This window comes from Roseovarius sp. MBR-78 (genome assembly GCF_040547535.1).
Lineage (GTDB): Bacteria > Pseudomonadota > Alphaproteobacteria > Rhodobacterales > Rhodobacteraceae > Roseovarius.
On sequence record NZ_JBEPPX010000015.1, the window covers coordinates 1 to 13491 of the forward strand.

The 13491-nt window shown below is 69.0% G+C and carries 13 protein-coding genes and 1 tRNA gene; 4 read left to right on the top strand and 10 right to left on the bottom strand.

All coding sequences use genetic code 11. The features are described 5' to 3' along the window. Window positions 1–229 precede the first annotated feature (229 nt). A tRNA-Asn gene (locus tag ABIE58_RS12820) sits at window positions 230–304 on the bottom strand. A 58-nt stretch (window positions 305–362) separates the two neighbouring features. Next, window positions 363–1301: an MBL fold metallo-hydrolase gene (locus tag ABIE58_RS12825; RefSeq protein WP_354545118.1), complete on the bottom strand. Its 939-nt coding sequence runs from the start codon at window positions 1299–1301 to the stop codon at window positions 363–365. 47 nt (window positions 1302–1348) lie between these two features. Between ABIE58_RS12825 and ABIE58_RS12830 the strand changes: the two genes are divergently transcribed. Then, window positions 1349–2632, top strand: a complete 1284-nt coding sequence (locus ABIE58_RS12830) for an ATP-binding protein (RefSeq protein WP_354545119.1) — start codon at window positions 1349–1351, stop codon at window positions 2630–2632. A 31-nt stretch (window positions 2633–2663) separates the two neighbouring features. Here the strand turns inward: ABIE58_RS12830 and ABIE58_RS12835 are convergent, their stop codons facing one another. The 3 genes from ABIE58_RS12835 to ABIE58_RS12845 form a co-directional block, all read right to left on the bottom strand. Further along, entirely contained in the window at window positions 2664–4196 is a 1533-nt protein-coding gene (locus tag ABIE58_RS12835) for a DEAD/DEAH box helicase (protein ID WP_354545120.1), read from the bottom strand. Between the two features lie 128 nt (window positions 4197–4324). Next, the gene (locus tag ABIE58_RS12840; protein ID WP_354545121.1) at window positions 4325–5305 is read right to left on the bottom strand and encodes a glycosyltransferase family 2 protein; all 981 of its coding nucleotides are present in this window, start codon (window positions 5303–5305) and stop codon (window positions 4325–4327) included. Between the two features lie 92 nt (window positions 5306–5397). Continuing rightward, window positions 5398–6228, bottom strand: coding sequence for a glycosyltransferase family 2 protein (locus tag ABIE58_RS12845; RefSeq protein WP_354545122.1), 831 nt, complete (start codon window positions 6226–6228; stop codon window positions 5398–5400). A gap of 96 nt (window positions 6229–6324) precedes the next feature. Between ABIE58_RS12845 and epsE the strand changes: the two genes are divergently transcribed. Beyond that, window positions 6325–7557 carry an exopolysaccharide biosynthesis GT4 family glycosyltransferase EpsE gene (gene epsE / locus ABIE58_RS12850; RefSeq protein WP_354545123.1) on the top strand — a complete coding sequence of 411 codons (1233 nt, stop codon included), beginning with the start codon at window positions 6325–6327 and terminating at the stop codon, window positions 7555–7557. Between the two features lie 10 nt (window positions 7558–7567). Here epsE and ABIE58_RS12855 read toward each other — a convergent pair whose 3' ends face one another. Next, window positions 7568–8011 carry a MaoC family dehydratase gene (locus ABIE58_RS12855; RefSeq protein WP_354545124.1) on the bottom strand — a complete coding sequence of 148 codons (444 nt, stop codon included), beginning with the start codon at window positions 8009–8011 and terminating at the stop codon, window positions 7568–7570. Window positions 8012–8112: 101 nt separating this feature from the next. Continuing rightward, a complete protein-coding gene (locus ABIE58_RS12860; protein WP_354545125.1) occupies window positions 8113–8985 on the bottom strand; it encodes an HAD family hydrolase in 873 nt (290 codons plus the stop codon). 100 nt (window positions 8986–9085) lie between these two features. Between ABIE58_RS12860 and ABIE58_RS12865 the strand changes: the two genes are divergently transcribed. Then, window positions 9086–9715: a DNA-3-methyladenine glycosylase family protein gene (locus ABIE58_RS12865; RefSeq protein WP_354545191.1), complete on the top strand. Its 630-nt coding sequence runs from the start codon at window positions 9086–9088 to the stop codon at window positions 9713–9715. Beyond that, on the top strand, window positions 9712–10377 hold the full coding sequence (locus ABIE58_RS12870; RefSeq protein WP_354545126.1) for an alpha/beta hydrolase: 666 nt from the start codon (window positions 9712–9714) through the stop codon (window positions 10375–10377). The genes ABIE58_RS12865 and ABIE58_RS12870 overlap by 4 nt, the downstream gene beginning before the upstream one ends. A gap of 58 nt (window positions 10378–10435) precedes the next feature. On the opposite strand, the gene rsmA is transcribed toward ABIE58_RS12870, so the two are convergent. The 3 genes from rsmA to ABIE58_RS12885 are packed head-to-tail and all read right to left on the bottom strand — an operon-like array spanning window position 10436 to window position 13490. Further along, window positions 10436–11284, bottom strand: a complete 849-nt coding sequence (rsmA, locus tag ABIE58_RS12875) for a 16S rRNA (adenine(1518)-N(6)/adenine(1519)-N(6))-dimethyltransferase RsmA (protein ID WP_354545127.1) — start codon at window positions 11282–11284, stop codon at window positions 10436–10438. Then, complete coding sequence (gene pdxA, locus ABIE58_RS12880; protein WP_354545128.1) at window positions 11281–12246, bottom strand: 4-hydroxythreonine-4-phosphate dehydrogenase PdxA; 966 nt, start codon at window positions 12244–12246, stop codon at window positions 11281–11283. The genes rsmA and pdxA overlap by 4 nt, the downstream gene beginning before the upstream one ends. Further along, complete coding sequence (locus ABIE58_RS12885) at window positions 12243–13490, bottom strand: peptidylprolyl isomerase (protein WP_354545129.1); 1248 nt, start codon at window positions 13488–13490, stop codon at window positions 12243–12245. The genes pdxA and ABIE58_RS12885 overlap by 4 nt, the downstream gene beginning before the upstream one ends. Window position 13491 lies beyond the last annotated feature (1 nt).

Genomic DNA, 13491 nt, shown 5'->3' on the forward strand with positions numbered 1-13491 from the left:
ACCCGAGATCATCCAAGGGATTGCCTTCAAGGACGGGATCAAGCAACTTCAAACTGCCGCCTGATCACGCAGTCACCAACTTTCGGGCATAGCTCATCTCGTTGCGCGGGCAGCGAGTGTCGGGCTCAAATGGCGCTCGGAGCCTTACGCAAACCTTACGTTTCAGCCTTACTCGAAAAGTTTCGAGAAAAGAAAAACACTCTAAGCCACTGACCTAGAGAGCTTATCTTGGCTCCGGCGGTAGGGATCGAACCTACGACCAATTGATTAACAGTCAACTGCTCTACCGCTGAGCTACGCCGGAACACGTGGGCCGTATAGCAATGCGCTTCGGGGAGGTCCAGAGGGTTCGTGACAAAATCTCACTGTCTTTCGCGCGCAGCGGAGGGCAGGGCGAAGCGGGTCTCAGCGGTGAGGGGGGCGAAGGCCGTAACCCTCGACTTCTGCATCAGGTCAAGCAGATGGGCGAGGGTGTTGCGGGTGGCGGCGGGCAGCAGGGCGGCGGGGGTGTCGGTGTAGATGCGCGCGGCGAGCCTGCGCGCGCAGGCGGGCCCATCGGCGAGGGCTGCAAGGATCGCGGCCTCGCGCGCGTCGCGATGCGCGAGCAGCCAGCCGATGCGCGCCGCCGGGTCCGTGACCGGGGCCCCGTGACCGGGCAGAAGGCGCGCGGGCGCGGCCCCGGCAAGGCGCGCGCAGGAGGCGCGGAACTGTGTCAGATCGCCGTCGGGCGGCGAAATCAACGTGCTGGCCCAGCCCATCACCAGGTCGCCGCTGAACATGGTCTCACCCGACTGAAAGCACATGTGGTTGCCGAAATGCCCCGGCGTCCAGTGCGCGGTGATCTGCCAGCCGTCGCCCGTTACGGTCTCGCCATCCGCGAGCGGCACATCGGGGGCAAAGCCCGCATCGACCCCCTCGCCGCCGCCGATCCCGCCCGCCTCGGCCAGCCGGGTCATCACCGCGCTGCGGCCCGCGCGCGCATCGCCATAGGCCAGCACCGGCGCGCCGGTCTCGGCCCCAAGCCGCGCGACCAGCGGCGAATGGTCGAGATGGGCATGGGTGACGAGGATATGGCTGATGCTCTGCCCCGGCCCGAGTGCGCCGAGAATCGCCGCGAGATGCGCGGGGTCATCCGGCCCCGGATCAATCACCGCAAGGCGGCGCTGGCCCAGAAGATAGGTATTGGTGCCCCAATGGGTCATCGGCGAGGGGTTTGGGGCGAGGATCGCGCGGATATCACCGCCAAGATCACGCGCGGCACCCACAGATGGGCGGGTATCTGCTGGGCTGGGCTCGATCATTGCGGTCTCGCTCTTTCTTCCGGTCGCGGTCAGGCTTAGGTTTAACCATGTTGTATCGCTGGCTCAAACCCCATCTGCCGCGCGGCCTGTTCGGCCGCACCGTGCTGGGCCTGCTTTTGCCGGTGGTGACGCTGTTGCTGGTGGTGTCGGTGGTCTTCGTGCAGCGCCATTTCGAAGGCGTGACCGAGCAGATGGTCGATACCGTGGCGCGCGAGATCCGCGTGTTGCGCGACACCGATGATGCCGCTCTGGCCGAGGCGCTTGGCATCACGATGACGCCGGTGCCGGCAGAGGCGCTGCCCGCGTATGACGAGCGGCGCTGGTATGATTTCTCGGGCATCGTCATCATTCGGGAAATGCGCGCCTATTTCCCCGACCTCGTGCGCGTGGTTCTGGGGGATGACCGCACCGCGCGGTTCTACTTTCCCGCGCAGTCCGGCTTTGTCGAGATGGCTGTCAATCGTCGGCATGTCTCGGCGAACCGCCCGCATCTGCTGTTTGTCAACCTGATGGTGACGGGCGGGCTCATGACGCTGATCTCGTTTTTCTACCTGCGCGCGCAGTTGCGCCCGATCACCCGGCTGGCGGAGGCGGCCGAGGCGTTCGGGCGCGGGCGGCATGTGCCCTACCGCGCCAAGGGCGCGGCCGAGGTGCGCGCGGCGGGGCGGGCCTTTATCGACATGCGCGAGCGGATCGAGCGGCAGATCGAGCAGCGCACGCTGATGCTGTCGGGGGTGAGCCACGACCTGCGCACGCCGCTGACGCGGCTGCGGCTGGGGCTGGCCATGCTCGACGAGGACGAGGCCGCGCCGATGCTGCGCGATGTCGATGACATGCAGCGCCTGCTCGACGGGTTTCTGGATTTCGCGCGCGGCGCGCAGGAGGGCGAGGCCGAGCCGGTCGATCCGCTGGCGCTGGTGGCCCGTGTGGTGGACGACATGCAGCGCGCACAGGTGCCTGTGACGCTGATCGCGGCAGAGGGGGCGGGCGAGGTGCTGTTGCGCCCCGACGGGATTCGGCGCGCGGTCGAGAACCTCGTGCTGAACGCGGTGCGCTATGGCAGCCGGGCCGAGGTGTCGGTCACGCTGTCAGAGCGCGGCTTGCGCATCCGCATCGAGGATGACGGGCCGGGCATCCCGCCCGAGAGCCGCGAGGAGGCGTTGCGCCCCTTCGCCCGGCTGGAGCCCGCGCGCAACCAGAACCGGGGCACCGGCGTGGGCCTGGGTCTGTCGATCGTGGTGGATGTGGCGCGCGCCCACGGCGGCACCCTGCGCCTGGGCGAGAGCGCCCGGCTGGGTGGGCTTTGCGCCGATATCGTGATCGCGCGGTAGCGCCCGCCACGGATCGCTCAGCCGGTCCTGTTCAGCCGGTGCGCCGCTCGTCAAGGCTGAGCGCGATGAAGCCGGGCAGGTGATCGCCCATCCCGACAACCCGCGCGCCGGAATCCCCGCCCCTGTCACCGCTGCGCGTGCGGCGCTCCTTGTGCTCGGCGGGGGGCGTGTCCTGCCGGGGCGCGGGGGTGTGCTCTTCGGCAGGGCTGGTCCCTGCGGTCGGGGCTGGTGTGGCCTCGGTTACGCTCGCCTCTGGCGCGGGGGCGGTGTCGGGCGCGGCCTCGGTCTTGCGGCGGCTGCCGCCACGGCTCCGGCTGATGCCACGGCTGCGCCCGGTGCTGCCGCTGCGTTCGGGTTTCGCGGTGTCACGGTCATCGGCCTGCGCCGCGTCAAGCTCGTCCTGCGCGGGGCGCGGGGCGGTGGGATCGGCGAGCCGGGGGATCGGTCTCTGGATCAGCGCCTCGACGGCGGCCAGCGCCTTTTCGTCGCGCGGGTTGCAGATCGTGATCGCCTTGCCTGCGCGGCCCGCGCGGCCGGTGCGCCCGATGCGGTGCACGTAATCCTCGGGGTGGCCCGGAACGTCGTAGTTGATCACATGGCTGACCGCAGGCACATCGAGCCCGCGCGCGGCCACGTCGGAGGCCACGAGAAAGCGCAATTCCCCGGCGCGGAACCCGTCAAGCGTGCGCGTGCGCTGGCTCTGCTCGAGATCACCGTGGATAGGCGCGGCGTCATAGCCGTATTTCCCGAGCGATTTGGCGACCACGTCCACGTCGATCTTGCGGTTGCAGAAGATGATCGCGTTGGTGCAGGCCTCGCCCTCGGCGTCGAGGATCGCGCGCAGCGTGTCGCGTTTCTCGGTATCGGCGCGCTCGCGGCGCGACGGCTTTATCATCACCACATGCTGGTCGATGGTCTCGCTTGCGGTGGCCTGCCGGGCCACCTCGACGCGCACCGGCGATTGCAGGAAGGTGTTGGTGATGCGCTCGATCTCGGGGGCCATCGTAGCCGAGAAAAAGAGCGTCTGCCGGGTAAAGGGTGTCAGGCTGAAAATCCGCTCGATATCGGGGATAAAGCCCATGTCGAGCATCCGGTCGGCCTCGTCCACCACCATGATCTGCACGCCGGTAAGCAAGAGCTTGCCGCGCTCGAAATGATCGAGCAGGCGGCCCGGCGTGGCGATCAGCACGTCAACGCCCTTGTCGATGAGCTTGTCCTGTTCCTTGAAGCTCACGCCGCCGATCAGCAGCGCCTTGGTCAGCTTGAGATATTTGGAATAGGTATCGAAGCTTTCGGCGACCTGCGCCGCCAATTCGCGCGTCGGGCAGAGCACAAGGCTGCGCGGCATCCGCGCGCGCGCGCGCCCGCGTGCCAGCAGCGACAGCATCGGCAGGGTAAAACCGGCGGTCTTGCCGGTGCCGGTCTGGGCGATTCCCAGAACGTCGCGCCCTTCGAGGGCAGAGGGGATGGCATCGGCCTGAATCGGGGTGGGGGTTTCGTATCCGGCCTCTTGAACGGCCTTGAGAACCTTGGGATTGAGGTTGAGTTCGCTGAATGTGATCATGTGTATCCGCTTTTTGCGGACACTGGTCTTGGCCCGCACATCTGTCATCGGGGCGCGTGCAACCATTGCACCACCGGCCCTTGCCGGGCCGCCCGCTGCGCCTGCCTTACATCATGTCCAATGGCCGGTCAACTCGACCGCTCAGCGGCTTTGGGGAAGTGGCGCGCGCGCTTCGCGTCAAGATCGAGGGCGATGGCGTGGAGGTGGCCGTAGCCCTTGAGGCGCGCGCGCAGGTCTGGCGTGGCCACACAGACCTCGTCATAAAACGCGCGCAGCGCGGCCTCGCCGCCCTCTGCCTCCAGCATCTGAAAGAGCGCGTGCATGTTAAGCCCCGCGCCACCGGGGGCGGCGGGTTTGAGCCCCTCGCGATACGATCCTTGCGCAAGCCGATAGGCATAGGTGGCGCGCCAATGCGCCCAGTCGGTGGCGTGCAGATGGCACAGCCGGGTGGCGGGCATCTCGGACGGGTTTGCATCCATTTCGCGCCCGCGAAAAGCGTTGTGGATGCGCATATGCACCCCCGGCACGCCGGTGCGCACGAAGACCTTGCCCGCGACATGGCTGAGAAAGCCGCCGTTGAGATGCGCACCATACCTGGGATAGATCGCCTCGGTTTCCACGCGTCGTTGCCCCCGCAGCCGGGCGCAGGACTTGAACCACGCCACCCCCTCGGGGGGCGGATCGTCGGGATCGGGGGCGAGCGCCTCTATGGGGCGCACCCGCGCGCTGAGTGCGTCGTCGGGCAGGGCGGCAAGCTGCGCGGGCAGGGGGGCCTCGGGCCAGAGAAATTCATCCACGTCGATATGGGCGAGCCAATCCACCTGCGGGCGGCGTTGCAGGCAATGGCTGGCGTTGAGGCTCTGGCGCGGCTGATGCATCTCGGGGCGCCCCGCGCGCCTGCGCCGCCTGCGCCAGTAACCCTCGTCGCACAGGATCACCCGGCACTTGGGATGATCGCGCAGCGCCTGCTCCGCCTCCGCGTTGGGCGCGTCGAGATAGACATGCACCCGATGCGCGCCCAGATCGAGGTGATGGGCGGCGAAATCGAGGATGTCGCGGGCCGGGGCCTTGATCGTGGCCACCACGCCCCATGTGGGAAGGCTGGTCATGGCGCAAGGATGCGCGGCGCGCGCGGCGGGGGCAAGGGCGCAATCGCCATCGCGGCCCGCGCAGGGCAGGGCGGCGGTGTGCGTGCCATGCCCTACCGCCCCCGCGCCCAGCCACGGGCGGGGCGCAGGCGGGCGATGAGGCGCACCGAAGCATAGACCGCCGCCGCCACCGGCGCGCGCAGCGCCGTGCGTAGCAGGCGCGCGCGCGCACCGGGGCGGGGATCGTCATTGGCCATCAGGGCGGGGTAGAGGCGGGCGATCTCGGCCACGCCCGCATCCTGCCGCCTGCGCACCCGCACCAGCGCCGCCCAGCCCTCGACCACCGGCCAGCGATAGCGGGCGGGCAGGGCGTGGCGCTCGGGGGGCGTGAACATCAGCCGCGCGAACGTATCGTCAGAGATGATCTCGGGCCAGTCGCCCCAGCGCGCGCGACCCGCGCGCGTCATGGCAAAGAGGCCACAACCGGGCACCCCGTGGTGAAAGAACGGTACCTCGCGGTAGAACCGCGCGTAAAGGCGGCTGATGCGGCTGGCCGGGTCGGGAATGGTGACGCGACCGCTGGCATAGGCCGGGTCGGGACGGTCGAGCGCGGTGGCGAGCGCGGCGCAAAGCGGCGGCGAGACCACCACATCGGCGTCGAGATAAGCGAGGATCGCGCCGCGCGCCTGCGCCTCTCCGGCGGCGAGCGCGCCGGTCTTGCCGGGCCTGGGCAGATCGAGCACGCTCAGGTGCCAATCGCATGCGTCGCCCTGCGCGGCGCGGGCCTCGGCCACGGTGGCATCGCGGCAGCCATTGGCCACCACGATCACCTCGGCCCCGCCCGGCACCGGATCACCGGCAAAGAGCGCGCCCAGGCACGGCCCGATGCGGCCTGCCTCGTCATGGGCGGGAATGATGACGCTGAGCCGGGGGGTCTTGGTCACGGGCGGGGCTTTCGTTTCTGGGATGCGCGGGGTCTGTCCCGGCGCGTGCGCACATGCTATGCCATAGCCCGTAAAAGGCCCCGAGCGGAACCGAAAATGACCGAGACCACGCCTGTATCCGCCCGCAACCCTGCGGCCCTCGGCTATCTGGTGCCGCAGTTTCCGGGACAGACGCATATTTTTTTCTGGCGCGAGATCGCGGCGTTGGAGCGGCGCGGCGCGGTGTTGCACCTGCTGAGCACGCGGGTGCCGCCGCCGGGGCTGGTGGCGCATGATTGGTCCGACGCCGCGATGGCGCGCACCACCTATCTGGGACGGGCGGCACCGGTGGCGGGGCTGTCGGGCATGGCGCGTGCGCCGTGGCGCGAGATCTTGGCCGAGAAAGCGGGGCGTGACTTTCTCAGGGATGTGGCGATTTGCCTGCCCGCTGCGCGGGCATTGATAAGGCGGTGCCGGGCGCGCGGGATCGGCCATGTCCATGCCCATAGCTGCGGGCGCGCGGCGCTCATCTGTGCGCTGGCGCGGCGCATGGGGGGGCCGTCCTACAGCCTGACGCTGCACGGCCCGCTTGGCGATTACGGCCCCGGCCAGCGGTTCAAATGGCGGCACGCCGGTTTTGCCACGATCATCACCCGCCGCCTTCTGGGCGAGGCGCGCGCGGCGCTGGGGGCGGATATGCCCCAGGACGTGGTGGTGCAGCCGATGGGTGTGGATACCGCCGCCTTCGCCCGCGACATGCCCTATCGCGCGCCCGAGAGAGGCAGGCCGGTGCGGCTTTTCTCCTGCGCGCGGCTCAACGTGGTGAAGGGGCATCAGGACCTGCTTGCGGCGCTACGGCTGTTGCGCGATGCGGGCATCGACGCGGAGCTAGATATCGCCGGCGAGGATGACGCGGGCGGCTCGGGCTACCGCGCCGAGCTTGAGGCGCGGATCGCGGCGCTGGGGCTTGGGGAACACGCGCGGCTCTTGGGCGCGGTCGATGGCGACGAGGTGCGACACCGGCTGATGGCGGCGGATGTCTTCGTGCTGGCAAGCTGGCACGAGCCGCTGGGCGTGGCCTATATGGAGGCGATGGCCGCAGGGGTGCCGGTGGTCGGCACGGCGGCGGGTGGCGTAGAGGAACTCATCACCGATGGCGAGACCGGGCTTCTAGTGCCGCCGAAAGACCCCGCGCGCCTTGCCGCCGCGCTGCGGCGGCTGGCGGGCGATCCGGCGCTCTGCCTGCGCCTGTCGGCGGTCGGGCGCGCGCATGTCGTGGCGGGCTACGATTGCGCGCGCGGGGCAGAGGCGTTGCTGGCGGGCGTGGCGCGGATGCGGTTTCCGGCCTGAGGCGGCTGGCTCAGTCGAACTTGCGCGAGGGGGCCAGCACCGTGGCCTCACCGATCAGCACCTTCTTGCCATTTACCAGACACCGGCAATCGAGCTGCACCCGGCGCTTGCCGTGCTCGATCCCCACCACCTCGACCTCGGCGTGAACCATGTCGCCGGGGCGCACGGGGGCGAGGAATTTCAGCGTCTGCCCCATATAGACGGTGCCGTGGCCCGGCAGTTGCTCGCCGATCACCGCCGAAATCAGCCCGGCGGTGAGCATCCCGTGGGCGATGCGCCCCTCGAAAATGGTATCCTGCGCGTAATCATCGTCGAGATGCACAGGGTTGCGATCGGTCGAGACCTCGGCGAACATCTCGATATCGCGGTCGGTGACGACCTTTCTCAGATGGCGCACCATGCCCATTTCGATATCTTCGATGCAGATCGTGCCGCGCGGCATATTATCCAACATTCGCCCCTCCGATTCGCTCTCTGCGTAATTATGAGGCGAATAATGGCCTCGGTTTGGAATTTTATTACTTTGCGCGCGCAGAAAAATCAACCCCTAACCGATCACCGCAAGAATCCGATGGCAAAGGCCGGAGAGACGTTTTCCCTTTGCAGATAGGCGTCGAGCGCCGCCTCGTCGGGTTGGTGCGTCGTTTTGGTGTCACCCGCCGCCAACCCGCCGGTGATGAACAGCGAGTCGATATCCTCGCCCATCGCGCCGAGAATATCGGTCTGCGCGCCGTCGCCGATGGCAAGGATGCGGGCATTGTCCACGTCATGCCCGATCTCGGCGAGGCGGCGATGGGCAAGGTCATAGATCGGCGGGTGGGGCTTGCCGAAATAAAGGCTCTCTCCCCCCATGTCCGTGTAAAGCCGCGCCAGCGCGCCCGCGCACCATTCGCGCACCTCGCCGCGATCCACCACGATATCGGGGTTGGCGCATAGGAGTTTCAGCCCCTTCTGCTTGGCATAAAGGAATTGCGGGCGCATCACCTCGGGGGCGGCCAGCGGGTCGAACGGGCCGGTGCAGACGATGCCCTCGGCCTCGTCAAGGGGCACGGGGGTGACCGCGATGGGGTTCTCGATCACCTTCAGCGGCTCGAAAAACAGCTCTTCCTGCGGCTGCCCGATGAAATACACCCGCTCGCCCACAGCGCCCCGAAACATCGCTGCGCGGGCGCTGTCGCCGGAGGTGGCGATGGTGTCCCAGGCCGCATCCGGCACGCCGAAGGCGCGCAATTGCCGCTCCACATCGTGGCGCGGGCGGGGCGAGTTGGTGACCAGCACCACCGCGCCGCCCGTCTCGCGATAGGCCACCAGCGCGGCGCAGGCCGCGGGCAGGGCGCGCACCCCGTCATGGACGCAGCCCCACAGATCGACGAACAGCGCGTCATAGCGGGGGGCGATCTCGGAAAGGGCGGTGATGAGGCGGGTCATGGGCGTCTCCGTGCTGGGTTTGCCGGCAGATATGGCAGGGCGCGCGCGCTTTGGCCAGCGCGGCATGGCCAAGCGCCATCGCGCGATCTATGCTTGCCCCATGACCGAACGTATCATCGCGACAGAGGCCGATATCGACGAGGGCGCGGCGCATCTGGCGCGGGCCTGCCCGCGCATGGCCCACGCTTGCGATCTGGTGGGCACGGTGCCGCTCAGGCGGCGCGAGGACGGGTTCGCGGCGCTGATGGGCGCGATCGTCAGCCAGCAGGTGAGCGTCGCCGCCGCGCGCGCGATCTCGGCCCGGCTCGACGCGGCGGGCTTCAGCGGGCCGCGCATCATCGCCGCCACCAGCGAGGAGGATTTGCGCGCCGCCGGTCTCAGCCGCCAGAAGGCGCGTTACGTGCGTGCGCTGGCCGGGGCCGATCTCGATTACGCCGCCCTGCGCATGGCCCCGACCGAGGAGGTGGTGGCCACCCTCACCGAGGTGCCCGGAATCGGCGTCTGGACTGCCGAAATTTACGCCATGTTCAGCCTTGGGCGCGCCGATGTCTTCGCCCCCGGCGATCTGGCATTGCAGGAATCGGCGCGGCTGCTTTATGGCCTGCCGGAGCGGCCCAAACCGGCGGCGTTGCGGGCAATGGCCGAGGATTGGGCCCCGTGGCGCGCGGTTGCGGCGCGGATATTGTGGGCCTACTACCACGTGGCCAAGGACAGGGAAGGGATCGCATGACACGGGTGTTGCAGGCGGGGCGCAAGGCACCGCAATCGGGGCAGGCGCGCTCTGCGGTGGTGTTTCTGCACGGCTATGGCGCGAATGGGGCCGATCTTCTGGGCCTCGCCGATCCGCTGGCCGAGCATCTGCCCGACACGCTTTTTGTGGCCCCCGACGCGCCGGAAAGCATTCCGGGCATGCCCTTTGGTCTGCAATGGTTCCCTATCCCGTGGATCGATGGGTCGAGCGAGGAAGAGGCCGAGCGCGGCCTGATGGCCGCTACCGCCGATCTCGATGCGTTCCTCGACGCGCTGATGGTGGACGAGGATTTGCTGCCCGAACAGGTGGTGCTGTTCGGCTTTTCCCAAGGCTCGATGATGGCGCTGCACGTGGCCCCGCGCCGCGAGGACGCGGTGGCGGGGGTGGTGGCCTTTTCGGGCCGCCTGCTGCGCCCCGACCTGCTCGAAGACGAGACCCTGAGCCGCCCGCCGGTCCTGTTGGTGCATGGCGATGCCGATGACGTGGTGCCGGTGCAATCGCTGCCGCAGGCGGCGGAGGCCTTGCAGGGCGCGGGCTGGCGCGATGTCTATGCCCATGTCATGAAGGGCACCGGCCACGGCATCGCCCCCGACGGGCTATCGGTGGCGCTGGCGTTCATGCGCGACAAGCTGGGGCTTTAGCAGGGCGCGTTCATTCGTATTCACGCGCCACGCTCCAGAGGCCGACACCTCCCCGAACCTATCCGCCCGCCCCCGGCATCAGCCGCGCCAGCGCGCAGAACCGTTCCAGATCGACCGTCTCGGCGCGATCCGTGGGGGCGATCCCGGCGGCGATGAGACGGTCCTCGATATCGGGGGCCGCCCCCTTGAGCGCGGCGCGCAGCATCTTGCGCCGCTGGTTGAAGGCGCGCGCCACGAGGCGCTCCAGAACCCGCGCATCGGCTGCAAAGCGCGGCGCGGGCAAGGCGGTGAGATGCACCACCGCGCTCGATACCTTGGGCGGCGGCGTGAACGCCTCGGGCGGCAGGTGCATCACGATGCGCGCGTCGCAGCGCCACTGCGCCAGGAGCGCCAGCCTGCCATAGGCCTTGGAGCCGGGAGCGGCGATGATCCGCTCGGCGACCTCGCGCTGAAACATCAGCGTGAGCGTCTCCCAGACCGGCGGCCATGCCTCTGGCGTCAGCCAGCGCACCAGCAATTCGGTGCCGATATTATAGGGCAGGTTCGCCACCACGCGGATCGGCGGCACAAGATGCGCCAGCGGGTCGATGGCGAGCGCGTCGCCCTCGATCACCGTGAGGCGGCCCGGCGCGGCCTCGACGATCTGCGCGAGTGCGGGCAGGCAGCGCGGGTCTTTCTCGACCGCGAGCACATGGCGCGCCCCCGCCATCAGAAGGCCGCGCGTGAGGCCCCCCGGCCCCGGCCCCACCTCCAGCACGTCGCATTGCGACAGATCGCCCGCCGCCCGCGCGATCTTGGAGGTGAGGTTGAGATCGAGCAGGAAATTCTGACCCAGCGACTTGCGCGCCGAAAGCCCATGCGCCGCGATCACGCGCGAGAGCGGCGGCAGCGCGTCGAGCGCGGTCATGCGGCCCCTCGCGCCCGCGCCAGCCGCTCCGCCATTTCCAGCGCGCAGATGAGCGAGGTGGGATCGGCCACGCCTTGCCCCGCGATATCGAACGCGGTGCCGTGATCGGGCGAGGTGCGCACGAAGGGCAGGCCCAGCGTGACATTCACGCCCCGGTCGAAATCCAGCGTCTTGATCGGAATGAGGGCCTGATCGTGATACATGGCGATCGCCGCGTCATAGCGGGCGCGCGCCGCGGCGTGAAACATCGTATCCGCCGAAAGCGGGCCGGAAAGGGCCATTCCCTCGGCGCGCAGCCGCTCAAGCACGGGGGCGATCACCTCGATCTCTTCGCGGCCCATGCGCCCGCCCTCGCCTGCGTGCGGGTTGAGCCCGGCCACCGCGAGGCGCGGCGCGGGGATGGCAAAATCGCGGATCAGCGCGGCATGGGTGAGGCGGATCGCCTCCTCGATCCGCGCAGGCGTCAGCGCGCGCGGCACCTCGGACAGGGGAATGTGGATGGTCGCGGGCACCACCCGCAGGTTTGGCCCCGCCAGCATCATCGCCACGCGTGCCCCCCCCGCCAGATGCGCCAGATACTCGGTATGGCCGGGAAAGCCGAAGCCCGCCCCCTCCTGCAACGCCTGTTTGTGAATCGGCGCGGTGCAGAGCGCGCTGGCCGCGCCCGCCTGCACCAGATCCACCGCGCGCGCGATCACCTCGATCACGCCGCGCGCCTGCGCCGGTTGCGGCTGGCCGGGGATGCGTGGCCCGGCAAAGGGATGGGCGAGCACCGGCAGCGCGGTGGCCGCGACGCGCGCGGCCTCTTGGGGCGTGTCGATCACCGCCACCGGCGCGCCCTCGGGCACATGCGCGGGATCGCCGATGAGAAAGAACGGCACCCGCCCGCGCAGGCGCTCCCAGGCGGCGAGGGCGATTTCGGGGCCGATGCCGGCCGGCTCTCCGCAGGTGAGCGCGATCACCGTTCCACGATCCGTGCCTCGGCCTTGAGCTGCTGGAGATAGCCATCGGCGAGCGACTGGATGCGCTGGTTGCGGATGAAGCCCGTGAGATCCTCGATCGAGGGCTGCGCGTCGTCAAGCCTGGGCGTGCGCCCGCACAGCATGAGGAACACCAGCGTCTGGCCATTGGCGCGGGTGAGGCGCGTCGAGACCTCGCCGGGATCGAGACGCGCAAGCTCGGCGGCGATGTCGGCGGGAATATCCTCGGGGGCCTTGCTGCCGCGCTCAAGCACCTCGGGGGGCTGGTCCTGGGCCACGCCGAAGAGATCGTCGCAGGTATCGACCTCGGCGCGCACCTCGGCTGCGCGCGCCAGCGCCTGTTCGCTGCGCCCGCCGGCGATGTAATAGGCGGCGTATTCGATGGCGGAATATTGCGGCGCCTGCACTTCCCCTTCCTGGATATCGCGCAGGTAGATGAGCGCCAGCCCACCCTCGATGGGCAGCGGCTCCGACACCTCGCCGGGCGCGAGGCCAAGCGCCACCTGCCGCAGCGCCGGCGGCAGGTCCGATAGCGATTGCCAGTCCAGTCGCCCGCCGCGCCCCGCCGTCGGGGCCGCGGAATGCTCGCGCGCGAGGGCGGCAAAGGCGCTTTCGCTACTGGCGGTGCGGATTCGCGCGGCAAGCTCTTGCTTGGCCTCGGCATCCTCCACGGTGGTCACCGGCAGGATGATCTCTGACAGCAGCACGCGCACCGCCGAACCGCCCGACAGCGCCAGCGTGGCCCGCTCAAGCTCTTCTTCGCTGACCGAGACGCGCCCGGCAAAGCGCGCCCGCGTCACCTCGCGCCAGGTGATCCCGGCGCGCACGAATTCCTTGAACGACTGCTCGGACACGCCCGATTGCTCGAGCGCCGTGATCATCTGCGCACGATCCATCCCGGCGCGGGTTGCAAATTCATCCATGCCCTCAAGCACCGCATCCTCGGCGATGGTGACCCCCATGCCCTTGGCCGCCTCGAGCTTGAGGCGCTCCTCGATCAGTTGCTCGCGGGCAAGCTTTGCCGGGTCGCCCGGCGCGCGAAACAGCGTCAGCATCCGTGCGCGCTGCTGGATCTCGTAGCGCGTCACGGCACTGTCATTGACGAAAATCACCGGCTCGAACAGGTTTTGCGCCCTGAGCGGCCCCGATGACAGCCCCGCAGCGATCAGCACGGCAAGACACAGCGCGGCCAGAACGGACGGTGTGGGGCGAAGGCTCGGGGTCATT

Coding starts and splice junctions, on each gene's coding strand:
- ABIE58_RS12825 (WP_354545118.1), bottom strand. CDS start 1,301: ATGATCGAGCCCAGCCCAGCAGATACCCGCCCATCTGTGGGTGCCGCG.
- ABIE58_RS12830 (WP_354545119.1), top strand. CDS start 1,349: ATGTTGTATCGCTGGCTCAAACCCCATCTGCCGCGCGGCCTGTTCGGC.
- ABIE58_RS12835 (WP_354545120.1), bottom strand. CDS start 4,196: ATGATCACATTCAGCGAACTCAACCTCAATCCCAAGGTTCTCAAGGCC.
- ABIE58_RS12840 (WP_354545121.1), bottom strand. CDS start 5,305: ATGACCAGCCTTCCCACATGGGGCGTGGTGGCCACGATCAAGGCCCCG.
- epsE (WP_354545123.1), top strand. CDS start 6,325: ATGACCGAGACCACGCCTGTATCCGCCCGCAACCCTGCGGCCCTCGGC.
- ABIE58_RS12855 (WP_354545124.1), bottom strand. CDS start 8,011: ATGTTGGATAATATGCCGCGCGGCACGATCTGCATCGAAGATATCGAA.
- ABIE58_RS12860 (WP_354545125.1), bottom strand. CDS start 8,985: ATGACCCGCCTCATCACCGCCCTTTCCGAGATCGCCCCCCGCTATGAC.
- ABIE58_RS12865 (WP_354545191.1), top strand. CDS start 9,086: ATGACCGAACGTATCATCGCGACAGAGGCCGATATCGACGAGGGCGCG.
- ABIE58_RS12870 (WP_354545126.1), top strand. CDS start 9,712: ATGACACGGGTGTTGCAGGCGGGGCGCAAGGCACCGCAATCGGGGCAG.
- rsmA (WP_354545127.1), bottom strand. CDS start 11,284: ATGACCGCGCTCGACGCGCTGCCGCCGCTCTCGCGCGTGATCGCGGCG.
- ABIE58_RS12885 (WP_354545129.1), bottom strand. CDS start 13,490: ATGACCCCGAGCCTTCGCCCCACACCGTCCGTTCTGGCCGCGCTGTGT.